Origin of the sequence: Streptomyces sp. NPDC088261, assembly GCF_044740805.1 — a bacterium.
Lineage (GTDB): Bacteria > Actinomycetota > Actinomycetes > Streptomycetales > Streptomycetaceae > Streptomyces.
On record NZ_JBIURL010000023.1, the window covers coordinates 79,462 to 102,075 of the forward strand.

The 22,614-nt window shown below is 72.7% G+C and carries 23 protein-coding genes; 13 read left to right on the plus strand and 10 right to left on the minus strand.

Going from position 1 to position 22,614, the window contains the following annotated elements:
* Nucleotides 1–42 precede the first annotated feature (42 nt).
* Nucleotides 43–2,082 (plus strand): GTP-binding protein, encoded by a 2,040-nt coding sequence (locus ACIODU_RS30960; RefSeq protein ID WP_401771895.1) that lies wholly within the window; start codon nucleotides 43–45, stop codon nucleotides 2,080–2,082.
* Nucleotides 2,083–2,134: 52 nt separating this feature from the next.
* Here ACIODU_RS30960 and ACIODU_RS30965 read toward each other — a convergent pair whose 3' ends face one another.
* Complete coding sequence (locus ACIODU_RS30965; protein ID WP_401771898.1) at nucleotides 2,135–3,094, minus strand: SDR family NAD(P)-dependent oxidoreductase; 960 nt, start codon at nucleotides 3,092–3,094, stop codon at nucleotides 2,135–2,137.
* 375 nt (nucleotides 3,095–3,469) lie between these two features.
* On the opposite strand from ACIODU_RS30965, the gene ACIODU_RS30970 reads away from it, so the two are divergent.
* From ACIODU_RS30970 to ACIODU_RS30995, 6 genes are read left to right on the plus strand one after another with little or no spacing between them, the layout of a single operon-like run.
* On the plus strand, nucleotides 3,470–4,888 hold the full coding sequence (locus tag ACIODU_RS30970) for an ATP-binding protein (RefSeq protein ID WP_401771900.1): 1,419 nt from the start codon (nucleotides 3,470–3,472) through the stop codon (nucleotides 4,886–4,888).
* A gap of 3 nt (nucleotides 4,889–4,891) precedes the next feature.
* Nucleotides 4,892–5,308 carry a roadblock/LC7 domain-containing protein gene (locus tag ACIODU_RS30975; protein ID WP_161309034.1) on the plus strand — a complete coding sequence of 139 codons (417 nt, stop codon included), beginning with the start codon at nucleotides 4,892–4,894 and terminating at the stop codon, nucleotides 5,306–5,308.
* Nucleotides 5,305–5,682: a DUF742 domain-containing protein gene (locus ACIODU_RS30980; RefSeq protein WP_356431693.1), complete on the plus strand. Its 378-nt coding sequence runs from the start codon at nucleotides 5,305–5,307 to the stop codon at nucleotides 5,680–5,682. Before ACIODU_RS30975 ends, ACIODU_RS30980 begins: the two co-directional genes overlap by 4 nt.
* Complete coding sequence (locus ACIODU_RS30985; protein ID WP_401771944.1) at nucleotides 5,663–6,265, plus strand: GTP-binding protein; 603 nt, start codon at nucleotides 5,663–5,665, stop codon at nucleotides 6,263–6,265. Before ACIODU_RS30980 ends, ACIODU_RS30985 begins: the two co-directional genes overlap by 20 nt.
* Nucleotides 6,262–7,797 (plus strand): cytochrome P450, encoded by a 1,536-nt coding sequence (locus ACIODU_RS30990; protein ID WP_401771904.1) that lies wholly within the window; start codon nucleotides 6,262–6,264, stop codon nucleotides 7,795–7,797. Before ACIODU_RS30985 ends, ACIODU_RS30990 begins: the two co-directional genes overlap by 4 nt.
* Nucleotides 7,797–9,077: a cytochrome P450 gene (locus tag ACIODU_RS30995; protein ID WP_401771907.1), complete on the plus strand. Its 1,281-nt coding sequence runs from the start codon at nucleotides 7,797–7,799 to the stop codon at nucleotides 9,075–9,077. Before ACIODU_RS30990 ends, ACIODU_RS30995 begins: the two co-directional genes overlap by 1 nt.
* 25 nt (nucleotides 9,078–9,102) lie before the next feature.
* Here ACIODU_RS30995 and ACIODU_RS31000 read toward each other — a convergent pair whose 3' ends face one another.
* From ACIODU_RS31000 to ACIODU_RS31010, 3 genes are all read right to left on the minus strand, one after another.
* The gene (locus ACIODU_RS31000; RefSeq protein WP_401771910.1) at nucleotides 9,103–9,924 is read right to left on the minus strand and encodes a L,D-transpeptidase family protein; all 822 of its coding nucleotides are present in this window, start codon (nucleotides 9,922–9,924) and stop codon (nucleotides 9,103–9,105) included.
* Nucleotides 9,925–10,003: 79 nt separating this feature from the next.
* A complete protein-coding gene (locus tag ACIODU_RS31005; protein WP_401771912.1) occupies nucleotides 10,004–10,870 on the minus strand; it encodes a hypothetical protein in 867 nt (288 codons plus the stop codon).
* Complete coding sequence (locus ACIODU_RS31010) at nucleotides 10,867–11,427, minus strand: SigE family RNA polymerase sigma factor (protein WP_401771915.1); 561 nt, start codon at nucleotides 11,425–11,427, stop codon at nucleotides 10,867–10,869. Before ACIODU_RS31010 ends, ACIODU_RS31005 begins: the two co-directional genes overlap by 4 nt.
* Before the next feature lie 182 nt (nucleotides 11,428–11,609).
* Here ACIODU_RS31010 and ACIODU_RS31015 point away from each other — a divergent pair, with 182 nt between their 5' ends.
* On the plus strand, nucleotides 11,610–11,768 hold the full coding sequence (locus tag ACIODU_RS31015; protein WP_401771917.1) for a hypothetical protein: 159 nt from the start codon (nucleotides 11,610–11,612) through the stop codon (nucleotides 11,766–11,768).
* Between the two features lie 27 nt (nucleotides 11,769–11,795).
* Here the strand turns inward: ACIODU_RS31015 and ACIODU_RS31020 are convergent, their stop codons facing one another.
* On the minus strand, nucleotides 11,796–12,161 hold the full coding sequence (locus tag ACIODU_RS31020) for a VOC family protein (protein WP_356431678.1): 366 nt from the start codon (nucleotides 12,159–12,161) through the stop codon (nucleotides 11,796–11,798).
* Nucleotides 12,162–12,248: 87 nt separating this feature from the next.
* Nucleotides 12,249–13,097: a helix-turn-helix domain-containing protein gene (locus ACIODU_RS31025; protein ID WP_401771920.1), complete on the minus strand. Its 849-nt coding sequence runs from the start codon at nucleotides 13,095–13,097 to the stop codon at nucleotides 12,249–12,251.
* Between the two features lie 101 nt (nucleotides 13,098–13,198).
* Between ACIODU_RS31025 and ACIODU_RS31030 the strand changes: the two genes are divergently transcribed.
* The 4 genes from ACIODU_RS31030 to helR all read left to right on the plus strand — a co-directional run bounded on the left by ACIODU_RS31030 (nucleotide 13,199) and on the right by helR (nucleotide 17,863).
* Nucleotides 13,199–13,891: an SDR family oxidoreductase gene (locus ACIODU_RS31030; RefSeq protein WP_401771923.1), complete on the plus strand. Its 693-nt coding sequence runs from the start codon at nucleotides 13,199–13,201 to the stop codon at nucleotides 13,889–13,891.
* A 240-nt stretch (nucleotides 13,892–14,131) separates the two neighbouring features.
* Nucleotides 14,132–15,127, plus strand: coding sequence for a PP2C family protein-serine/threonine phosphatase (locus ACIODU_RS31035; protein WP_401771947.1), 996 nt, complete (start codon nucleotides 14,132–14,134; stop codon nucleotides 15,125–15,127).
* 169 nt (nucleotides 15,128–15,296) lie between these two features.
* Nucleotides 15,297–15,437: an ATP-binding protein gene (locus tag ACIODU_RS31040; protein WP_401771925.1), complete on the plus strand. Its 141-nt coding sequence runs from the start codon at nucleotides 15,297–15,299 to the stop codon at nucleotides 15,435–15,437.
* Nucleotides 15,438–15,622: 185 nt separating this feature from the next.
* A complete protein-coding gene (gene helR / locus ACIODU_RS31045; protein ID WP_401771928.1) occupies nucleotides 15,623–17,863 on the plus strand; it encodes an RNA polymerase recycling motor ATPase HelR in 2,241 nt (746 codons plus the stop codon).
* A 14-nt stretch (nucleotides 17,864–17,877) separates the two neighbouring features.
* On the opposite strand, the gene ACIODU_RS31050 is transcribed toward helR, so the two are convergent.
* Complete coding sequence (locus ACIODU_RS31050; protein ID WP_401771931.1) at nucleotides 17,878–18,105, minus strand: hypothetical protein; 228 nt, start codon at nucleotides 18,103–18,105, stop codon at nucleotides 17,878–17,880.
* 252 nt (nucleotides 18,106–18,357) lie between these two features.
* Between ACIODU_RS31050 and ACIODU_RS31055 the strand changes: the two genes are divergently transcribed.
* The gene (locus tag ACIODU_RS31055) at nucleotides 18,358–19,860 is read left to right on the plus strand and encodes an FAD-dependent monooxygenase (RefSeq protein ID WP_401771933.1); all 1,503 of its coding nucleotides are present in this window, start codon (nucleotides 18,358–18,360) and stop codon (nucleotides 19,858–19,860) included.
* 178 nt (nucleotides 19,861–20,038) lie between these two features.
* Here ACIODU_RS31055 and ACIODU_RS31060 read toward each other — a convergent pair whose 3' ends face one another.
* From ACIODU_RS31060 to ACIODU_RS31070, 3 genes are all read right to left on the minus strand, one after another.
* A complete protein-coding gene (locus ACIODU_RS31060; RefSeq protein WP_356431668.1) occupies nucleotides 20,039–20,848 on the minus strand; it encodes a ferritin-like domain-containing protein in 810 nt (269 codons plus the stop codon).
* Nucleotides 20,845–21,630, minus strand: a complete 786-nt coding sequence (locus ACIODU_RS31065; protein WP_356431666.1) for a ferritin-like domain-containing protein — start codon at nucleotides 21,628–21,630, stop codon at nucleotides 20,845–20,847. Before ACIODU_RS31065 ends, ACIODU_RS31060 begins: the two co-directional genes overlap by 4 nt.
* 191 nt (nucleotides 21,631–21,821) lie before the next feature.
* Nucleotides 21,822–22,415 carry an NAD(P)H-dependent oxidoreductase gene (locus ACIODU_RS31070; RefSeq protein ID WP_401771935.1) on the minus strand — a complete coding sequence of 198 codons (594 nt, stop codon included), beginning with the start codon at nucleotides 22,413–22,415 and terminating at the stop codon, nucleotides 21,822–21,824.
* Nucleotides 22,416–22,614 lie beyond the last annotated feature (199 nt).

Genomic DNA, 22,614 nt, shown 5'->3' on the forward strand with positions numbered 1-22,614 from the left:
ACCCCACGGTAATTTCTGTCTACCTGGAGGACCTGACGCTCTGTGAGTACGCTGAACCTGGGAATTCTGGCGCATGTCGACGCCGGTAAGACGAGCCTGACCGAGCGGCTGCTGCACGCCGCCGGTGTCATCGACGAGATCGGCAGTGTCGACGACGGCAGTACGCAGACCGATTCCCTCGCGCTCGAACGGCAGCGTGGCATCACGATCAAGTCCGCCGTCGTCTCGTTCGCCCTCGATGACGTCACCGTCAATCTGATCGACACCCCCGGCCACCCGGATTTCATCGCCGAGGTGGAGCGGGTGCTCAGTGTGCTCGACGGCGCGGTGCTGGTCGTGTCGGCCGTCGAGGGGGTGCAGGCGCAGACGCGCGTGCTCATGCGGACGCTGCGGCGGTTGCGCATTCCCACCCTCGTCTTCGTCAACAAGACCGACCGCCGGGGCGCGGGGTACGACCGCGTCCTGCGCGCCCTCGCCGAGAAGCTGACCCCCGCTATCGTCCCGATGGGCCGCGCGAGCGGCCTCGGCACGCCGGCGTCCGCCTTCGTCCCGTACGGGCCCGGCGACGCGGCCTTCACGGAACGGCTGGCCGACGTGATCGCCGACCACGACGACGCCTTCCTGGCCGCGTACGTGGACGAGGAGGCGCCGATCTCGTACGGGAGTCTCCGCGACGGCCTCGCGGCGCAGGTCAGGCGGGGGCTCGTGCATCCGGTGTACTTCGGGTCCGCCGTCGCCGGCGCCGGGGTGGACGCGCTGACCGCCGGCATCAGGGAGCTGCTGCCGCCCGCCGGCGGCGACCCGGACGGCCCGGTCGCGGGCACGGTCTTCAAGGTCGAGCGGGGGCCGGCCGGGGAGAAGATCGCGTACGTACGCCTCTTCTCCGGGACGGTGCGTGTGCGCGACCGGCTGCGTTTCGGACGGGCCGGAGGACGGGCCGGCGGCGCGGCGGACGACGAGGGCAAGGTCACCGCGATCAGCGTCTTCGAGCAGGGCGCGGCCGAACGCCGCGACGAGGTCACCGCCGGACGGATCGGCAAGCTCTGGGGGCTCGGCGACGTCCGGATCGGTGACGCGGTCGGAGACCCGGACGGCGACCCCGGCGGCGACCCCGGCCCCGGCCCCATCTTCGCGCCGCCCGCACTGGAAGCCGTCGTCGTCCCCACCCGCCCCGCCGACAAGGGCGCGTTGCACGTCGCGCTCGGCCAACTCGCCGAGCAGGACCCGCTGATCAACCTCCGCCAGGACGACGTACGCCAGGAAGTCCTCGTCTCGCTCTACGGCGAGGTGCAGAAAGAAGTCATCCAGGCCACTCTCGCCGACGACTTCGGTATCGAGGTCGCATTCCGCGAGACGACCACCGTCTGTATCGAACGGCCCCTCGCGACGGGCGAGGCGGTCGAGGTCAAGGGAAAGGACATCAACCCCTTTCTCGCCACCATCGGACTGCGCGTGGATCCCGCGCCGGTCAATTCCGGGGTGGTATTCCGGCGGGAGATCGAGCTGGGATCCCTGCCCTTCTCGTTCATCCGGGCGATCGAGGAGACCGTCCACGACACCCTGCGGCAGGGCCTGTACGGATGGCAGGTCACCGACTGCGTGGTCACCCTGACCAGGTCGGGCTACTCCCCGCGCCAGAGCCACGCCCACGCCGTCTTCGACAAGAGCATGTCGAGCACGTCGGGGGACTTCCGGAACCTGACGCCGCTGGTCCTGGTCGCCGCCCTGCGGGAGGCGGGGTGCGGGGTGTTCGAGCCGATGCACCGCTTCGAACTCGAGATCCCCGCCGACGCGTTCGGCCCGGTCCTGCCCGTCCTGACGAGCCTCGGGGCCGTACCGTACGCGCCGGAGACGCGGGGCGCGGTGTGCCTGCTGTCGGGTGCGATCCCGGCGGCCCGGGTGCACGAGCTGGAGCGGCGACTGCCCACCCTCACGCACGGCGAGGGCGTGCTGGAGTGCGCCTTCGACCACTACCGGCCGGTCCAGGGGGCGGTCCCCGTACGGTCGCGGGCGGACCACAACCCGCTCGACCGCAAGGAGTACCTGCTCAAGGTCGTACGGCGGGCGGGCGGGAGCCAGTGACGGTACGGCGAGGAGGGGCGCGGTCGGTACGGGCGGCGGGGCGGCCGGGAGGTCACGCCGCCCGGGACGCCCGCGAGGACTCGATCATGTCCAGCGACACCTGCCACAGCCGCGCCGCCGCCTCCGGGTCGCGCGCGTGGTCCGCGACCCCGCCGGGCGGCGTCCCCGGTACGTACCGCACCGCCTCTTCGCAGTCCTCGAAGTACCGGCCGCCCACGCCCTCGACCAGCGGCGAGGTCGCGACCAGGACGGCCGTGGCCGCCCCCTGCTCCGGGGTCTTGAACGCGCCCTCCACGGCCACCGCCGCGTCGAGGTCCTCCTTGCTCATGTGCCGGGTCAGGTTCGACAGGATCGGGCCGGGATGCACGGCGTTGACGGTGATGCCGTCCCCGGCCCACCGCCGGTTCGCCTCGACCGCGAAGAGGACGACGGCCGACTTGGACTGGGCGTACGCGACCACCGGGTCGTACGGCCGGGTACGGAAGTGGAGGTCGTCGAAGTCCACCCCGGCCCGTACGTGCCCGCGCGAGCTGAGCGCGACGACCCGTGCCCGGTCTCCCGCCGCGAGCGCCGGGCGCAGGCCGGTGGCGAGCGCGAAGTGGCCGAGGTGGTTGGTGGCGAACTGGATCTCCCACCCCTCCGGCGTCCGCCATTCGGGTGTCATCATCACGCCCGCGTTGTTGACGAGGATGTCCAGCGGGCCGTGCCAGGCGGCGACGAAGGCCGCGACCGAGCCCTGGTCGGCGAGGTCGAGCGGGGCGACGGCGAGGTGTTTGTTCCCGGTGGTCGACGCGATGTCGCCGGCGGTCCGCTCGCCGGCCGTGACGTCCCGTACCGCGAGGGTCACCTCGGCGCCCGCCCCCGCCAGGGCGCGGGCCGTCTCGACGCCGATGCCGGAGGACGCGCCGGTCACGATCGCGCGACGGCCGGTGAGGTCGGTGCCGGCGACCACCTCGGCCGCTGTGGACTCCGCGTCGAACGGGGTGGTGATGCGTGGTGCGGGCTCGGTCATGGTGCTGCCTCTCTGCTGCTTGCCGCCTGCTGTCCTGCGGGGTGTGCTGCCTGCGGGGTGCCGGTGCGGGGTGCCGTACCTCTCCCGTACTCCCGGGAGTCCCACCCCTCCAGCGAACCACCGGCGGAGCGCCCCGGCAGGGCGGTACGGGGCCCGCTTCCGCCCGGGGTCGGGCGGGCCGGGGGCCGGGCCGACCGGGGGTCCGGCAGGACCCCTTTCGCGGTGCAGGACACCGTACGGAGGCACCTCGGCCGACGAGTGATCTGACGCTCCGTGAGGTGACGACCACTCAAATGGCATGGCGGCAAAGGAATATGACGGGACCGGCTGCCTCTCGCGCTTCATGCGCGACACAGTGATCGGTAGTATCCGCCTGTGACTCCCTCCCCACAGGACCCGCTTTTCTGGGCGCTGATACTCGCCGTCGTCCTGGTCGGATCCGGGGTGCTGATCCGCCGGTACCGCAGAGCCGCACGGGGCGCCGAAGAACGGATCCGGGCCCTCCACCGCGAGATCGACATCCGGGACGCCGAGGCCAGACACCTGGCCCACACGCGCGTACCGACGCTGCTCCGGGGCATCTGGCAGGGGCGCGACACCGACGAGGTGCCCCCCGCGCTCCACCCGGACCTGGCGGGGACCCCGTTCCTCGCCACGCACGAGGCGGTGCTCCAGCAGTTCCGCGAGGTCACCACCCAGGCCACCGGGCGCGCCGAGGACGGCGCCAAGGCCGCCGTCTCCACCGTGACCCGCTCCATGCAGGGGCTGTTGAACGACACGACCAACGCGATCGACGCGATGCTGCGCCGGCACCACGACCCGGCCGTCCTGGCCGACGCCAACGACATCGACCACGCGAGCAGCCAGCTCGTGCGCCGCGCCCAGGCGGTGAACGTCCTGACCGGCTCCTGGCCGGGACGCCAGCGCCGGGACTCGCCGCTGCTGGACGTCGTCCGCGGCGGGGTGTCGAAGATCCGTGACTACGACCGCGTCAAGATCACCGGCGAGCCCGCGTACGGGGTGGTCAGCGGCGCGGTCGAGCCCGTCGTGCTGGCCATCGCCGAGCTGCTCGACAACGCGGCCCGCCACTCCGAGCCCGGCTCCGACGTCCAGGTCTGGTTCGTCCAGGCGCACAACGGCGTCAGCGTGATGATCGACGACTCGGGCGTCGGCCTCAAGCCGGAGGCGAAGGAGGCGGCGGCCCGGATGCTGAGCGGCGAGGAGGAGGTCCGGCTCACGCAGCTGGGCAGCCGGCCCAAGTTCGGCTTCCCCGTGGTGGGGGTCCTCGCGAAGCGGTACGGGTTCCGGGTCGCCGTCGACCAGGAGTCGATCTACGGCGGCGTACGGGCCGGGCTCTTCCTGCCGTCGGCCCTGCTGGTCACGGTGGACACCGAGGAGCGGCCGGCGAAGGCCCCCGAGAAGTCCGCCGACACCACCACCGGCCAGGCCACCGAGAAGTCCGCGGACAAGCCTGCCGAGAAGCCCGCCCAGAAGCCCGCCGACAAGCCCGCCAGGAAGTCCGCCGAGAGGCCCGGCGCGGACGAACGCGCGAGCAGGGCCGCCGCCAAGAACCCGCCCGAGCGGGCGGAAAGCTCCGACGACCCCGACGAACTCCTCCTCCGCCCCGACGGCCTCCCGCAGCGCCGTCGCCGTACCACCGCACGCGCCCTCCCCGAGGAACGCTCCGTGCCCGCGCCCCCCGTCCGCACCAGCCGCAACGTCGGGGCCTTCGCCCGGGGCGTACGCAACGCACAAGACCGCCGTACTTCGGAATCAGAACGAGAGGACGACTGACCCATGACGAACTCAGTTTCCAAGGTGGGTGACCTCGGCTGGATTCTGGACGAGCTGCTCAGGACCCCCCACACCCTCCGCGCGATCCTGCTGTCCTCCGACGGTCTGATGTCCGCCTCCTCCGAGGGGGTCGAGCGCGACATGGCCGACCGGATGGCGGCCGCCGTCTCCGGCATGCAGGCGCTCAGCCGTGAGGCGGCCGAATTCGCCGACTGCGAGGGGGCGTGGGAGATGACCATGATCCAGTACCGGGGCGGCTACCTCTTCGCCATGGCCGCCGGCGACGGCTCCTACCTGGCGGTCTCCGCCGACGGGGACGCGGACGTCGAGAACGTGTCGTACGCGATGGAGGAGACGGTCGACCGGCTCGGCCAGCAATTGGGGATCGCCTCGCGGGTCGTCACAGGCGCCGGCTCGTGACGCCGCCGGCCCGGCAGGGCCGGGGCAGCGGCCGGGGGAGCGGCCTGGTGCGCCCGTACGTCGTCACGGGCGGCCGGTCCGCGCCCAGCCGCAACACGTTCGACGCGGTCACCCTCGTCATGATCCTCCAGAGCGACCTGTCCCGCGCCGAACTCACCCCGGAGCAGCGCGGGGTGCTCAACCTCTGTGGCCAGGGCGCCCTTTCGGTGGCGGAGATCGCGAGCCACCTGGAACTCCCGCTCAGCGTGCTGCGTATCGTGCTCGCCGACCTGATGGAGAGCGGTCACATCACCACACGGTCGACGATCCTGACGGCGAGGACGCTCGACCGAGACATCCTGGAGGCGGTCCTTGCTGGACTCCAAGCGCTTTGAATCCGCCGCCGGCACCCATCTGCGCGGCGACGAGACGGCCGTCAAGATCCTGGTCGCGGGCCATTTCGGGGTCGGCAAGACGACGTACGTGAAAACGTTGTCGGCCATCCGCCCCCTGCTCACCGAGGAGTTGATGACCGCCGCGAGCGAGGGCACCGACGACCTCAGCGCGGTGCCGGGCAAGACCACGACGACGGTCGCGATGGACTTCGGGCGGCTCTCGCTCAGCGACGACCTGGTGCTGTACCTGTTCGGGGCGCCCGGGCAGGAACGCTTCTGGTCCGTCGTGGCGGACCTGTCGCGCGGCGCCCTCGGCGCGCTCGTGCTGGCCGACACCCGCAAGCTCGGGGACAGTTACCCGGTCCTGGGGCTGATGGAAGACCTCGGCCTGCCGTACGCGGTCGTGGTCAACCTCTTCGACGGCGCGCCCGCGTACGAACTCCCCCAGCTCCGGGACGCGATGGACCTCGCGCCGGAGACGCCGCTGGTGATCTGTGACGCCCGCGACCACGCGAGCGCGAAGAACGCCCTCGTCGAACTGGTCACCCACCTCCTCACCCTGACCCCGGAGCCCGCACGATGAGCACGCCCGTCACCCCGGACTCCTCCGCGACCGCGACCCAGGACGCGCCAGCGACCCCGCCCGCGACCGCGACCCCGGACGCACCCGCGACCCCGCCCGCGCCAGCGACCCCGCCCGCGCCCCAGGACGCCGCCGCGACCCGGCCCGCGACCGCCCATGCCTCCGCACCCGCACCCGCATCCGCGATCCTCTCCGCGCCCGTGCCCCTCGCCCCGGACACCCTCACGCCCGGCGACTCCCCGGCCTCCGTCCCGATCCACGTCCCCTCCGGCGGCTGCCCGTTCGCCGCGCGGGCCGCCGCCGGCGGGCTCGGCGACCTCCCGCGCATCCACGGCCCGGAGTTCAGCGCCGACCCGCACGCCACGTACGACAAGCTCCGCGCGCAGGGCCCGATCGTGCCGATCGAGATCGCCGAGGGGATGTACGGGTACCTCACCACCACGTACCGCGCCGCCCTCCACCTCCTGCGCAACACCCCCGACAAGTTCGCGAAGGACCCCCGCCACTGGGTGGCGCTGCGGACCGGGCAGGTCCCTCCCGGCACCCCCTCCGCCGCCATGATGGAGCCGCGCGACAACGCGCTGTGGATGGACGGCATGCCGCACACCCGGCTCCGCAAGTCCATCACCGACACCCTCGACCTCATCGACACCCACGCGCTGGTGGCGACGGTGACCCGGATCGCCGACACCCTCATCGACGCGATCGCCAGGCGCCCCGAGTTCGACCTCGTGGCCGACTTCTCCGACCCGCTGCCGATGCAGGTGCTCATCGAGCTGTTCGGCTGCCCGCCCGACCTCGGCCGCAGGATCATCGAAGCGATCGGCCGGCTCTTCGACGCCGGCGCGGACGCGGCCGAGGCCAGCGCCGAGGTCGCCACCGCCTGCCTGGAACTGACCCGTCTCAAGCGCGCCGAACCCGGCAGCGACGCGACCTCCTGGCTGATCGCCCACCCGGCCCAGCTGACGGACGTCGAGATGATCCAGCAGATCCTCCTCGTCGTCGGCGCCGCCACCACCCCCAGCTCGAACCTCATCGCCAACGCCCTGCTGCTGATGATCGACGACGAGCGGTTCAGCGGCAGTGTGTACGAAGGGGTCCACTCGGTCTCCGAGGCGATGGACCAGGTCCTCTGGGAGGACCCGCCCCTCGCCAACTACTCGCCGCTGTACGCGCGCAGGGCGGAGACGTACGAAGGGGTACGGCTGGAGCCCGGCGTCCCGATCCTGGTCAGCTTCGCCGCCGCCAACTCCGACCCCGCCCTCAACCACGCCACCCACCGGCGCGCCGGCAACCGCGCGCACCTCGCGTTCAGCGCCGGTGTCCACGGCTGCCCCGCGCCCGATCTGGCGGGCATCATCACCGAGACCGCGGTCGAGCGTGTGCTCGACCGTCTGCCGGACCTCAGGCTGGCCTGCGACCGCGAGGACCTGACCCGCAGGCCCGGCACCTTCCACTCCGGCTGGACCGCCCTACCCGTGGTCCACACCGCCGTGGCTCCCCTCTCCGCACCACACCCAGGAGTGCATTGATGGACGCCCAGCCCACCCCCGGCCCCACCGCCACCCCCGCCGCAGGCTGCCCCTTCCGCATCGACCCCGCCGCGTCGGACATCCACGCCGAGGCCGCCGCGCTCCGTGCCGGCGGCCCCGCCGTCCAGGTGGAGCTGCCCGGCGGGGTGGTGGCGTGGTCGGTCACCGAGACCGCGCTCGCGAAGCGGCTCCTCACCGACGACCGGGTGTCCAAGGACGCGCACCAGCACTGGCCGGCGTACATCCGCGGGGAGATAGCCGAGGGGTGGCCGCTGCGCCTGTGGGTGGACGTACGCAACGCCCTGACCGCGTACGGCGACGAGCACACCCGGCTGCGCCGGCTCATCGGCCCGGCGTTCAGCGCTCGCCGGGTCCGCGCGCTCACGCCCGCGATCGAGGGCATCGTCGCGGAACTGCTGGACGAGCTGGCCGCGTTGCCCGAGGGCCCGGAGGGGTACGTCGACCTGCGCGCCCGGTTCGCCTGGCTGCTGCCGCTCCGGGTGGTCAACACGCTCCTCGGGGTGCCGGAGGAGATGCACGAGGCGTTCCGCACCACGATGGGCGGCCTGTTCGCCACCGACCACACCCCGGAGGAGGCCGTCGCGGGGGTGGTCGCGGCGTACGAGCAGCTCGCCGCCCTCGTCGCCGTCAAGCAGCTCCATCCGGGGGAGGACGTCACCAGCGACCTCGTCAACGCCAAGGACGACGAGACCGGTACGGGCCTGGCCCAACAGGAGCTGCTGGACACGTTGTTGCTCCTGATCGGCGCCGGCCACGAGACGACCGTCAATCTCCTCGACCACGCGATCACCGATCTCCTCGACAACCCGGAGCAGTTGGCGAGCGCGAAGGACGGCCGGGTCGCCTGGGGGGACGTCGTGGAGGAGGCCCTTCGCCACCAGGCGCCCCTCGCCAGCATGCTGATGCGGTTCGCGGTCACGGACATCGAGGACGAGGAGAGCGGTCTGACGTTCCGTCAGGACGAGCCGATCGTCATGAACTACGGTGCCATGGGCCGCGATCCGGCGGTGCACGGGGACGACGCGGAGATCTTCGACGTCACCCGTACCACCCGCAAGGAACACCTCGCCTTCGGCTACGGCGTGCACTACTGCCTCGGCGCCGAACTGGCCCGGGTGGAGGCGAAGATCGCGCTGTCCGCGCTGTTCGACCGCTTCCCCGACCTGACCCTCGCCGTACCGGCCGCCGAGCTGCGCCCGCAGGAGTCGTTCATCTCCAACGGCCACCGCGAACTGCCGGTCCACCTCACGGGGCGCTGAGCCGGCGCCGGGCCGCCCGGGGGCCTCAGCGGGCCAGGGAGGCGGCGTCGCCCATGACCACCACGGGGTGCCGGGCCGGATCGAGGGTGCGCAGCAGCTCCTTCATGTGCGCCTCGGAGAGGCTGACGCAGCCGTGGGTCGGGCCGCCGTGGTCGACGTGGAACCAGATGCCGCCTCCCCTCGAACCGCCCAGGGGCCGCGTCCAGTCGAGCGGTGTGCGGCCCGGCTGCCGGTTGTAGTTGATGGCGACGACGTAGTCGAAGGAGCCCGCGAGCGGTTCGCCCTCGAAGCCGGTCCCGCCGATGGTGAAGGCGCCGGAGCGGTCGTACGGGAGTTTGCTGCCCGGGTTCTTGAGCAGGCCGCCGGCGTCGGTGAGGCCGAACACCCCGATGGGGGAGTGCAGGTCACCGGCGCGGTGGTGGTCGGTCCAGCCGCGCAGGGCGTTGTGCGCGGCCCAGGTGTCCCCGGCCCGCCAGCCGGCCGGGGTGCGTGCGTACAGCACGGCGTCCGAGCGCGGTGAGTCCTTGCCCGCGCCGGTGACCACGACGACCTGGCCGGCGTTTCCCGGCACGTCGGCCAGGGTCCGGGGGCCGAGTCCCGGCAGTTCGCGGGGAAGTGCCTCGGCGGTGGGCGTGGGGGCGGCGGGGGACCCCGGGGCGTTCTTGGCGGCGGTCGTGGCGGGCGGCGGGGACGGCCGGTCGCGCGCCCCGGCGGTCCCGCCGCAGCCGGTCACGGTGGCGAGGGTGACGGCGGTGACGGCGGTGAGGGCGAGGACGTGGAGGCCGGGGCGTACGCGGGGACGGGGGCGCGGGCGCGGGTGCGGGCGTGCGGACAGTATCGCGGGCATGAGTGTGGAGCTACCTTTCGCGGCCGGTGGGCCGGCAGGCGGAGGGGGAGACGGCAGAAGGGGAGATGAGGGGGGCCGGTCAGCCGGCCTGACCGTCCGGGGCGCGGGTGGACTCGGGCGTGGAGACGACGGCCCGGGTCAGGAACTTCTCGACGACGAGGACCGTCGACGGCGACGCGTTCTTGAGGCAGACGAACGCGTCCACCGCGACCGGTCTGTTGTCGCCGGTGGTGCGGGCGATGCCCCAGGCGGGGAACTCCAGGTCGCCGCCGAGCAACTGGCAGCTCTTGCTCGCCCGGACGGGCTTGTCGAGGGTGAACGTCTTCTTCCCGAGGGGGGCGTGCGGCTTGTTCGTCTCCTGGAAGGCGATCACCACCCCGTCCTCGCCGAGCGGGGACACCGGCGCGCACGCGAAGACACCGGTGATCAGGTCCGGGCAGGTGTCCCGGGACACCACGGGCTGATTGGTGACGAAGTCGGCGGCCGACGGCGTCTTGGGCCGGACGCTTTTCGCGTGCCACCCGGGGGACAGGGTCAGTTTCACCCCGAGGCCGGGGAAGCCGGTGAGCGAGGTGCCGGAGGAGGACGTGGGCGACGACGTGGGGTCGTGCGGGGCGGGCGGGGGCGCCGGGCCGTCGGAAGGGTCGGCGCGCAGGGACGATCCGAGGGGAGCCGGCGGGGCCGAGGACGCGTCGGGGGCGAACGGGCGCAGGAACGTGACCAGTACGGCCACCGCCGCGACGCCCGTCACGGCCGCCCCCAGCGCGGCACGGCGCTGCCGCCGGCGCACCACACGGCGGCGCACCTGGCCCATCCGCCCGGCGGGCGCGCCGAGGTGCGGGGTGGCGCGCTCCAGGAGGACCCGCAGGTCGTGTTCCTGATCGGGTACGGGGGGAGTCGCGTCGCGGTCGCCGGAGCCGTACCCGTCAGAGTGTCGGCGCGTCATGTGTCACCGCCCTCGTCCGACGCGGACGTCGGTACCGCCGCGGACGCCCGTACCGACGCGGACGCCGATACCGACGCGGGCACTGCCAGCCGCTCCCGCAGCACGCGCATCGCCTTGGCGGCCTGGCTCTTGACCGTGCCGGGCCGGCAGTCGAGCACCTTCGCCGTCTCCTCGACGCTCAGGTCCTCGAAGTACCGCAGCACGATCACCGCCCGCTGCCGCGCCGGCAGCCGCCGTACCGCCAACGCCAGCGAGTGCTCCAGGTCGACCGCCGCGAAGACGTCGGCGGCCGTCACCTCCGGCAGGTCGTCGTGCGGGACCTCGCTCCGCCAGCGTCGCCGGCGCCAGGACGCCGAGGTGTTGACCAGGGCCTTCCGTACGTACGCCTCCGGATTCTCGTCGGCGATGCGCGGCCACTTCGGCCACACCTTGGCGAGGACCGTCTGCAACAGGTCCTCCGCCAGGTGCGCGTCGCCCGTCAGCAGCCAGGCGACCCGCAGCAGCCGGGGCCCACGCGCGGTGACGAACTCCTCGAAGTCCCGCGTCGACCCCGTCACCGCCCGGTCCTTGCCATCGCACCTCTGTCCATGACTGTTCCTTCACATCCTGGTCAACAGGATGGGGGAGCGGTCCGGTTGCCCGAGGAGATCCAGGTCACAGAGAAGCGCCGGCGATCCGGGCCACGGAGCGTGCGCCCGCCTCGGCCCGTACGCGTGAACGCACCGGCGCCCCGCGCCGGTTGCCGCGGTCCTACGAGGAACAGGGACTGATCGTCGCGGGCCTGTCGGCCCGCATCACCTGGCTGACCCGCGACAGGGACGCGCTGGCGGAGTGCGTGGCGGAGGTACGGGGGAAGGCGGCGCCGACGACGGGCGCCGCCTCCGCCGTCCCGGCGTGAGCCCCGCCTACCTACCTACCTACCTACCTACTCGCTCGCCTGCGGGCGCCGGTGGCCGAGGACGCAGAACTCGTTGCCCTCCGGATCCGCCAGGACGACCCACGACTGCTCCCCCTGACCGATGTCGACCCGCCGCGCGCCGTGAGCCACCAGACGGGCCACCTCGGCGTCCTGGTCGTCGGGCCGGAAGTCGAGATGCAGCCGGCTCTTGGACTCCTTGGGCTCCTCGATCCGGACGAAGTCAATCCCCGGAACCCGATCGGGCGCCGGGCGGATCTCGAACTCGTCGTCGGAGGTGTGCACCACGACCCAGCCGAGAGCGTCGGCCCACCACTGCCCCAGGGCCGCCGGATCCACCGAGTGAACGATGACTTGTTCCCATTCCAAGGTCATCCGGCGAGCTTAGACCGGTGCGGGTTTCTCCGACCAGGGGTTTTTTCTCCCCCGGGAGATGCGCCCCAGACCCCGTCGCCCCTCCCGCTATCCCACCAGCTTCTGCGTCCCCAGAACCGCCAGCAGCGCCAGCCGGTCCGCGTCCTCCGTGCCCGGTTCCGCCGTGTAGATCATGAGGCGCAGGTCGCTGCCCGCCACGCTGAGCACGTCGCAGTCCAGCGTCACTGGACCCACGTCCGGGTGGTCGACGGTCTTGCGCGCCGCCTCGTGCCGGCCGACGACCCCCGTGTCCCACAGCTCGGCGAACCGGTCGCTCCGCGCGCGCAACTCCGCGACCAGCCGCCGGAGTTGGCGGTCGGCCGGATAGCGTCCCGCCGTCGCCCGCAGGTCCGCCACCAGCGCCGCCTCGAACGCCCGCCGCGCCTCCGGGGTGTGCCGGACGCGGCTGCCGGGGCCGACCAGGTTGCGCCACACCCCGTTGCGTTCGTGGCCGCGCCACCCGGACGGATCGCCCATCAGCGCCGCGTACAACGGGTTCGCGAGGAGCAGCGTCCAGGCCGCGTCGTACACCCCGACGGGACTGCCGACCAGCCGGTCCAGCAGGCGCTGGACGCTCGGGGTGATGTACGCGGGCACGGTGTCGGGCCCGGACGGGACGAGCCCGGCCATCCGGAACAGGTACGCGCGCTCGTCCGCCGACAGCCGCAGCGCGCGGGCCAGCGCCTCGACGACCTGCGCGGACGGGTGGGTGGCGCGGCCCTGTTCGAGGCGGGTCACGTAGTCGACGGAGATCCCGGCCAGGAGGGCCAGTTCCTCGCGGCGGAGCCCGGCCGCGCGCCGGTGTCCGCCGGCGGGCAGCCCCGCCGTGTCGGGGGCGACGCGGTCGCGCCAGCGCCGTACCGCCTGCCCGAATTCGGTCGCGCCCTCGCTCGTCATGCCACCAGTGAACCCCTTCCGCGGGGCATCTGCCTGGCACCGTCAGTCCCAGGAAGACGGGACTCCTGGTTGTCCCCTCCGGCGCGGCGGAGTCTGGATCCATGACAACCACACTGATCACCGGAGCGAACAAGGGGCTGGGTCTTGAGACGGCCCGCCGACTCGTCGAGGCGGGGCACACCGTCTACCTGGGCAGCCGGGACGCCGAACGGGGCCGCCGGGCGGCCGAGCGGCTGGGCGCGCGGCTCGTCCTCCTCGACATCACCGACGACGCCTCCGTCGAGGCCGCGGCGAAGACCGTCGAGGCCGACGGCGGCCTGGACGTGCTGATCAACAACGCGGGGATCGAAGGGACCGTGATCGGCGCCGGGGACACGACCGCCGACAACCTGCGGCCGCTGTTCGAGACGAACGTCTTCGGGACGGTACGTGTCACCCACGCGTTTCTGCCGCTGCTCAGGCGCTCCACCGCCCCCGTGGTGGTGAACGTCAGCAGTTCCCTCGGGTCCGCGACCCTGGTCGCCGCCTCGGGCACGCCGACGTACGGATACCCGGGCGTCGCCTACCCGGCGTCGAAGGCGGCGGTCAACATGATCACCGTGCAGTACGCCAAGGCGTTCCCGGAGATCCGGATCAACGCGGTGGAGCCGGGCTTCACCGCGACCGACCTGAACGGCCACCGGGGCACGCAGACCGTGGAGGAGGGCGCCGAGATCATCGTCCGGATGGCACGGATCGGCGCCGACGGCCCGACGGGCGGCTACTTCGACGCGGCGGGGTCCCTGCCCTGGTAGGGGTCCCCGCCCTGGTAGGGATCTCTGCCCTGGTAGGGATCTCTGCCGCCGTGGGGGTCTCTGCCCTCGCACGGGGGAGGACCGCGCGCGGGTTCCCGGCACCACCCGGACCACCCGGACTACCCGGACTACCCGGACTACCCGGACTACCCGGACTACCCGGTCGGGGACGTACGTCCGCTGCCCGCCGGCGCCCCCTTCTCCCGCCTGCTGTCCGACCTCCGGGCGCGCCTCGCGCAGATCGGCGAGGACGGCGCGTGGCCGGCCGCGGACCCGGTCCGGGCCGAGGTCGTCCGGCGGACCGGCGCCCACTCCCTGATCGTGGCACCGCTGGCGCCGCGCGGCCGGGCACTGGGGGTGGCCAGTTTCTACCGCCTCCCGGGGGAGGAACCCTTCGACGAGGAGGACGCCGAGGTGGCGGCCACCGTGTGCGCGCACGCCGCGCTCTGCGTCGACAACGCCGGCCGGTACATGCGGGAGTGGATGGTCGCGCTGACCGTCCAGCGCAGGCTCCTGCCCAGTCCGCCCACCACCCAGGGCACGGTGGACCTTTCCCACCTGCATCTTCCGGACCCGGAGGGCGGCGGCGCGTGGTTCGACGCGATCGCCCTGCCCGGCGCGCGGACCGCGCTGATCGTGGGCGAGGTGGTGGGGCGGGGCATCACCGCGGCCGGCGCGGTGGGGTTGCTGCGGACGGCCATCCACACCCTGGCGGCGCTGGATCTGGGCCCCGACGAACTGCTCGCCCGCCTGAACGACACGGCGGTCCGGCTCGCGGCGGCGCCCCTGGCGGTCCCGACGTGGCACCCCACGACCACCGCCACCCCCCTCACCGCCGGGTGCGCCGTCGCCCTCTACGACCCGGTGGAGCTGACCTGCACCCTGGCCCGCGCCGGCCTCCCCGAGCCGGTGGTGGTCCTCCCCGACGGAAGCGCGGAGACCCTGTCCGTACCACCGGGTCCCCTCCTCGCGGGGACGGACAACGCCCCCTTCCCCGCGACCACCGTCAGCCTCCCCGAAGGAAGCACCCTGGCGACGGGTACGGCCGCGCTCGCGGACGACGTCCTGGCGCCGTCCGGCCTGCGGCGCCCGCTCCTGGAAACCGCCGCGACCAGAGCCCTGCCGCAGGTGTGCGACGACCTCGCGTCCGCCCTCACCACCGGCGCCCGGCCGAGGACCGGCGAAGCGCTGATGCTGCTGGCCCGTACGAAGGCGCTGCCCAGGACCGCGTACTGACCCGGGACCTGCCCGCCGACCCCGAGGCCGCCCCGATCGCCCGTGCGGCGGCCCGGCGGCAGCGTTCACGACCGAGCTGGTCGTTAGCGAACTGGTCGTTAGCGAACTGGTCGGCAACGCGATCCGCTACGGCGCGGCCAGCGCACCGCATGGGAAACACGCCCGCACCGTGGACGAGACGGGCAGGGGACTCTTCATCATCGCGAACCTCGCCGAAGAGTGGGGCACGCGCTTCCAGGACGACGGAAAGACGGTCTGGGCGCAGTGCCCGGGCCGGGCGACCGCCGAGACGCCGGGGCTCCCCCGATGACGGGCCGGCTCCGCGAGAGCCCGCCGAGGGGGGAGGGGAAAGGGGAGTACTCACCTCTTTCCACTTTCAACCTATAGCGCATGGGGGGCCTTGCGGCAAGGCCCCGGTCATGCCGCAGAATCGTCGGCCGGGGCCAGATCGCACCCCGGGCGCCCGGCCGCAAGCGGCCCCACATCGGAGTTGAAGTGAACAACCCCCCGACCGACCCTTCGTCCGACCCGCCGACCCACCCGCCGACCGACCCTTCGTCCCCGCTCTCACCCCCGCCCCCCAGCGCCTTCAACCTCCCCGACCGCCTGTCCCCCAAGGCCGACCCCGCGCTGATCGCCACCGACGAGCAGCACTTCGCCGCCATCGCCGAGAGCCTCGACCGGTCGATCGCCGAGCTCTCCGCCCTCCTCGAAGCCGAGCTGAAATCGCCCGGCGGCGTGGGCCGGCACGCGATGGACCGGGACACGGAGGTCCACCGGCTGACCGCCCGCCTGCGCGCCCTGCGCCGCTTCGGCCTGGACCTGTGCCTCGGACGCATGGTCGGTACGGACGACCCCGAGCCCGTGTACGTGGGACGGCTCGGCCTCACCGACAGCACCGGGCGCCGGCTGCTCGTCGACTGGCGCTCCCCCGCCGCCGAGCCGTTCTTCGGCGCCACCCACGCCAACCCGATGGGCCTGGCCAGCCGCCGCAGGTACCGCTGGACCCGGGGCCGGATCAGTGACTACTGGGACGAGGTGTTCACGGCGAACGGCTTCGCCGGGCACGCCGCGCTCGACGACCAGTCCGCCTTCATCGCCAGCCTGGGCAGCAACCGCTCGCCCCGGATGCGCGACGTGCTCGGCACCATCCAGGCCGACCAGGACGCCATCATCCGCGCGGGGTCGCGCGGCGCGCTGGTGGTCGACGGCGGTCCCGGTACGGGGAAGACGGTCGTCGCCCTGCACCGCTCCGCGTACCTCCTCTACTCCGACCCGCGCCTCGGTCACCGCCGGGGCGGAGTCCTCTTCGTCGGGCCGCACCAGCCGTACCTGGGGTACGTCGCCGACGTCCTCCCCAGCCTGGGCGAGGAGGGCGTCCAGACCTGCACCCTCCGGGACCTCGTCGCCGAGGGCGCCGCGGCGGCGGTCGAGGCGGACCCGGCCGTGGCGCGCCTGAAGGCGTCGGCGGACCTGGTGAAGGGGATCGAGACGGCGGTCCGCTTCTACGAGGAGCCGCCCACCCAGGGCATGACGGTCACGACCCACTGGTCCGACATCCACCTGAGCGCCGACGACTGGGCCGACGCGTTCGAGGCGGCCGAGCCCGGCACTCCCCACAACGACGCCCGCGACCAGATCTGGGAGGAACTGCTCACGATCCTGGTCGACAAGCACGACGACGAGGCGTCGGCCGTCCAGCTCCGCAAGTCCCTTCCGCGGAACCGGGAGTTGCGCACCGCCTTCAACCGGGCGTGGCCCCTCCTCGAAGCGACCGACCTGGTCGGCGACCTGTGGACCGTACCCGCGTACCTGCGCAAGTGCGCTCCCTGGCTGAGCCGGGACGACGTACATCTGCTGCAACGCGCGGACCCGCAGGCCTGGACCGTGTCCGACCTGCCGTTCCTGGACGCGGCGCGGCAGCGGCTCGGCGACCCGAAGGAGTCGCTGCGCCGGCGCCGGCACAAGGCGGCCGTCGCCGCCGAACGCGAGCACATGGCCAAGGTGGTCGACACCCTGCTCGCCGCCGACGACGACGGGGAGGGGGCGGTGACGATGCTGTACGGGAAGGACATGCAGGACGCCCTGATCGACGAGAACACGCCGTCGGGCGACACACCGGCGAGTGCCGAACCGGACGTGCTCGCCGGGCCGTTCGCGCATGTCGTGGTGGACGAGGCGCAGGAACTCACCGACGCGGAATGGCAGATGCTCCTGCTGCGGTGCCCGTCCCGGAGCTTCACCATCGTCGGGGACCGCGCGCAGGCCAGGCACGGGTTCACGGAGTCGTGGCAGGAACGGCTCGCGCGGGTCGGGCTCGACCGGATCAAGCTGGCCACGCTGAGCGTCAACTACCGTACGCCGGAAGAGATCATGGCGGTGGCGGAGCCGGTCATCAGGGCCGTACTGCCGGACGCGAACGTGCCGACGTCGATCCGGAGCAGTGACCTGCCCGTGGTCCACGGTCCCGCCTCGGACCGGGACGTGATCCTCGACCGCTGGCTCGCGGAACACGACGACGGGATCGCGTGTGTGATCGGCGATCCGACGTTCCGTACGACCTCCGCGACGTCCCGCGTCCGGTCGCTGACTCCGGTGCTGTCGAAGGGACTTGAGTTCGACCTGGTGGTGCTGGTCGATCCGGAGGAGTTCGGCCGGGGGATCGAGGGGGCGGTGGACCGGTACGTGGCGATGACCCGGGCGACGCAGCAGTTGGTGATCCTCACCAGCGGCTGAGGTACGGGGGCGTCTCAGGGACGGAGACCGGCGCGGAGAGCGGCATCCAGATCACGCAGGAGCTCTCCCACCCGCCCGCCTCCGGGAGACGCGGCGGGCAGCCGGCGGAGCACGGCGGTGACGGAGGCGGGGGCGTGCAGGCGCGCCCACTCCAGGGTCTCGGTGGGGACACGGGGGCGGTCGCCGGAGGCCAGCTCCTCGGCCCGGGCCGCGTGCGCCGCCGCGCCGAGAATGTGTTTCACCTGGTGCGCGCTCGCCTTCGGATGAAGGTACGCGGCGGCTGCCGCGTGGCTCGCCGCCCGCGCCGCGTCGGCTGCGGCGGCTACGGAGGCCTCCTGGGCCGCTCGGCACGCCGCCCACGCGGCCTGCCGCAGCGCGCCCGTACGCCGCTCGCCCGCGGCGAACGCGTAGGCCGCGTCGATGCTCGCTCGGCATGGGGCTCATCGTGCCGCAGACGCCAATCAGCAACAAACACAACGACGTTGGGGGTTCTTGTGACGGACGTGACGGTGGTCGGCGCCGGGCCGACCGGTCTGATGCTGGCCTGCGAGTTGCGGCTGGCCGGAGTGGGTGTGGTCGTACTGGAGAGGCTGACCGAGCCGACCGAGCAGTCGCGCGGGCGCGGCCTGCACACGCGCAGTGTCGAACTCCTGGACCAGCGGGGCCTGTTGGACCGGTTCCTCGCGGTGAGCGAGACGTTCAGGGTCGGCGGCTTCTTCGGGGGCGTACACAAGCCGTGGCCGGACGGTCTGGACACGGCGCACCCGTACGGTCTCGCCACCTCGCAGACGGACACCGTACGGCTGCTCACCGAGCGCGCTCTCGAACTGGGCGCCGAGATCCGGCGCGGCAGCGACGTGGTCGGGCTGACGCGGCACGAGGAGAGCCCCGCCCCCGGCGTGACCGTCGAGCTGGCGGACGGTACGCGCCTCCGCTCGCGCTACCTCGTCGGCTGCGACGGCGGCCGCAGTACGGTCCGCAAGCTGATCGGGGTCGGTTTTCCCGGCCAACCCGCCACGGTGGAGACGCTGTTGGGCGACATGGAGGCGACGGAGGACCGGGAGACGATCGCCGCCGTCGTGGCGGAGGTCCGTACGACCCAACTCCGTTTCGGCGTCATCCCCGACGTGGACGGGAAGGCGGGCGTGTACCGCGTCGTCGTACCGGCCGAAGGCGTCGCGGAGGACCGTACGGCCGCGCCGACCCTGGACGAGTTCAAGCAGCGGCTGCGCGCCACGGCGGGCACCGACTTCGGTGTCCACACACCGCGTTGGCTGTCCCGCTTCGGCGACGCGACCCGGCAGGCCGAGCGCTACCGGGTGGGCCGGGTGCTGCTGGCCGGCGACGCGGCGCACATCCACCCGCCGACCGGCGGGCAGGGCCTCAACCTCGGAGTGCAGGACGCGTTCAACCTCGGCTGGAAGCTGGCCGCCGAGGCCAACGGCTGGGCGCCGGAAGGGCTGTTGGACAGCTACCACACCGAACGGCACCCGGTGGGCGCCGCCGTCCTGGACAACACCCGTGCGCAGATGACGCTGTTGGGGACCGACCCGGGGGCCACCGCGCTGCGCGAGCTGTTCGCGAAGCTGATGGACTTCGAGGAGGTGAACCGGTACGTCACCGGGATGATCACCGCGGTCGATGTCCGCTACGACGTCGGCCACGAGGTCCGCTACAACGGCCGCCACGACGTCGGCCACGACCAAGGAGAAGAAGGCAACGCCCTCCTGGGCCGCCGCCTGCGCGACGTGACCCTGAAGCGGTCCGGCCGCCTCTACGCCCTCACGCACCACGCCCGGGGCCTGCTCCTGGACCGGACCGGCCGCCTCTCCGTGACGGGCTGGACGGACCGCGTCGACCACGTGGTGGACGTGAGCGACGAACTCGACGTGCCCGCCGTGCTGTTGCGCCCGGACGGCCACGTGGCCTGGGCGGGCGACGACCAGGCTGACCTGCTCGACCACCTCCCGAGGTGGTTCGGCCCGCCCACCGCCTGAGGGGGCGCGGCGGAGGTACGCGCCGGGCCGGCCCGAGCCGGTACGAGCCGGGCCCGGCCCGGCCGATCTCCGCGAGTCCGCGACGCCGTGCCCGACGCCCCCGTACCACTCCCACGAAGATCGACCGACCGGCGACCGACGGCGACGGGCCGTACGGCACCCGCCCCGGCCTCCCCGTCTAGACGGTCAACAGGCTGGTCTTCGCCGCCTGGTTCACCGGCAGGAACGCGTCCGGCACCGGGTACTGCCCCAGCACGAAGTGCAGGATCGCCGCGTGCATCGCCTCGACGGGCGCGATGGTCGCGGCCGTCTCGATCGCGCCCTGGCTCTTCACGTTGAAGGTCGCGAAGAGGTACGTCTCGGCGGCCTGGTCCTCCAGCTGGAGGGCGAGCGAGGCCACCTCGCCGACGTTCTTCGCCTTGCCCAGCGCGGCCGTGACCTGCGACTGGTTCGAGAGCGGCACATTGTTGATGGCGGGCTTGCCCGCGTTGGTCAGGACGGCGTTCCACGCCTTGGCGTGGTCGGCGTGCTGGGCCATCGCCTTGGTGACGAAGCTCGCCACGGCGGGCGGCACGGTCCCGAGCTTGCCCGCCTTCGCCGCCGCGAGGGTGGCCTTGTAGGCGCCCACGGCCTGGTTCTCCAGCGCCACCGCCAGGGCCACGATCCGCAGGTCCCCGGTGTACGTCTCCGCCTTCGCGGCGACCGCCGGGGAGTCCAGGTCCGTCGGCGCGGACGACGAGGACGAGCCCTTGCCGCTGGAGCACGCCGCCAGGACGAACGCGGCGCCGACGCCACCCGCGCCCAGCAGGAAGCTGCGGCGCCCCCGGTCGGCGGGCCTCTCCGCGTCCCTGACCTGCTCGGTGAGGGCGGCGGCACCGGCCCGCATCGCGGGCAGCGTCTCGCGATGCGCCTCGTCCATGTCCTTGGTCAGCCGGTCGAGCTGAGCCTCGCTGAGAGGCAGCTCCCAGCCGCGCTGTGTCGTACTCACTTGACGGCTCCTTCGGTGATCGGCGACGCGTTGGTGGTCGGGTAGAAGGTGTCGGGAATGCCGACGGTGCCGACGGCGGCGGGCAGCTTCGCGACGTCCGTCGGGATCGCGATCAGGCTGTCGTCACCCGAGGCGAGCAGGGACTGCACGGCCAGCAGCGTCGCGCGGTGCTGGGCCTCGACCGGCGCCACGGAGGCGAAGAGCTGGCGCAGCTGGGCGCTGCTGACCTGGCCGACGTTCTTCGTGTACGTCTGCGCCGCCACGTCCTCCAGCGTGATGGCCAGCTTGACCACGTCGGCGGAGTTCTTGATCGTGGGAAGGGTCTGCTTCACCACGGCGGCGTACTTCGGGTCCGTACCCGTCTGCGCCTTGCCGCCGGCCTGGGTGGCGGCGGCGTTGAAGGCCTTCGCGTGCGCCTGGTGCTGCTGGGTGGTCTTGGCGATGAACGTCGCGATCGTCTTGTTGCCGTTCTTGATGAACGACAGCCCGGCGGCCGTCTGGTAGACGCTCACCGCGAGGTTCTCGATCGACGCGGCCGTCTGGAGCGCCATGATGTCGTCCTTCGTGGTGGCCGCGGCCGCCCGGGCGGAGCCGAGGAGCGTGGCCGCCCCGATCGCCCCGGCCAACGCCCCGCCCCGCCGCCACCAGCGCGCCGGAGGCTCGGCCGCCCCGGCGAAGTCCGCCAGCGCGCTGCGGGTCAGTTTCACCGCATCACTGTTCAAGTCCTGCGACTGCTCGGTGAGTTGTTCGAGCAGCCGGGTGTCGACGCGTTCTGCGCCCATCACGCCCCATCTCGTCCCGGAGCCCACGCGGTCGCGGGCCCTTACACCGACACATTCGCGAGGAGGACGGGGAAGGATTGCCGACATCACCGGCATGGCCCAGCGATTCACCCCTCCGGTGGAGAAAGTGGAGCATTTGGCCCACACGATTCCGACGGCCCTTCAACCACCGACGTCGACCATTCCGCCCCCTACCGGAGCAACAACGCGGCGGCCTCCTGACGTGCCTGCCGGAGCCAGCCGGCGCGGGCCGCGTCGGACGAGTCGGTGACGGTACGGAAGACGACCCGGCGCACGTCGGCGACGCCCACGTACGGCAGGACGCACGCCGCCCAGATCTGTTGCAGCGGATCCCCGAACTCACTCTCCTCCCGCCCGGCGGGAGTGTCGGACGTGTTCAGCACCAGCGCCTTGCCGGCCTTGAGGAGCCCGGCGGGCTCCCCCTCCGCCGTACCGAGCTTGTACGCGACCCCGGGCGCGAGCACACGCTGCACCCAGCCGGTGAGAACGGCGGGCGGCATGCCCCACCAGTTCGGATGAATGAACACCAAGGCATCCACGACGGCCACCTCCCCCCGATGCAAGGCCACCTGCGAGTCCCGCGCATGCACCCCCTCAACGGTCCCGGTCTCGTCGCCCCTCATGACCGGTTCGAACCCCTCGGCACAGAGGTCGTGCGCGAACACCTCACACCCCCGCCCCCGCAACTCCTCGACCACCGCGCCGAACACGGCGTGGTTGAAACTCCCCACCCGCGGATGCGCGAGATACACGGCTATACGCATATGGCCCCCTGTGCACGCGTGCGTTCCACCGCACCTTACGGAGCCCCGACGCCGAGCGGAGTCTCCTAGGGCGTGTCCGCAAAGTGGGGTCTGGCTCGCGGCGTCCGGCACGCGCGCTCGCGGCGTTGTCGGACCCACCCCGTACGTCCGGTACGGGGTGGGTCCTCCGCCTTGCGATCGCACGCACCAGACGCCGCGA

Excerpts from the sequence above, each read along its gene's own strand:
- ACIODU_RS30965 (WP_401771898.1), bottom strand. The coding sequence starts at position 3,094 with ATGACCGAGCCCGCACCACGCATCACCACCCCGTTCGACGCGGAGTCC.
- ACIODU_RS30975 (WP_161309034.1), top strand. The coding sequence starts at position 4,892 with ATGACGAACTCAGTTTCCAAGGTGGGTGACCTCGGCTGGATTCTGGAC.
- ACIODU_RS30990 (WP_401771904.1), top strand. The coding sequence starts at position 6,262 with ATGAGCACGCCCGTCACCCCGGACTCCTCCGCGACCGCGACCCAGGAC.
- ACIODU_RS30995 (WP_401771907.1), top strand. The coding sequence starts at position 7,797 with ATGGACGCCCAGCCCACCCCCGGCCCCACCGCCACCCCCGCCGCAGGC.
- ACIODU_RS31000 (WP_401771910.1), bottom strand. The coding sequence starts at position 9,924 with ATGCCCGCGATACTGTCCGCACGCCCGCACCCGCGCCCGCGCCCCCGT.
- ACIODU_RS31005 (WP_401771912.1), bottom strand. The coding sequence starts at position 10,870 with ATGACGCGCCGACACTCTGACGGGTACGGCTCCGGCGACCGCGACGCG.
- ACIODU_RS31020 (WP_356431678.1), bottom strand. The coding sequence starts at position 12,161 with ATGACCTTGGAATGGGAACAAGTCATCGTTCACTCGGTGGATCCGGCG.
- ACIODU_RS31025 (WP_401771920.1), bottom strand. The coding sequence starts at position 13,097 with ATGACGAGCGAGGGCGCGACCGAATTCGGGCAGGCGGTACGGCGCTGG.
- ACIODU_RS31030 (WP_401771923.1), top strand. The coding sequence starts at position 13,199 with ATGACAACCACACTGATCACCGGAGCGAACAAGGGGCTGGGTCTTGAG.
- ACIODU_RS31065 (WP_356431666.1), bottom strand. The coding sequence starts at position 21,630 with ATGGGCGCAGAACGCGTCGACACCCGGCTGCTCGAACAACTCACCGAG.
- ACIODU_RS31070 (WP_401771935.1), bottom strand. The coding sequence starts at position 22,415 with ATGCGTATAGCCGTGTATCTCGCGCATCCGCGGGTGGGGAGTTTCAAC.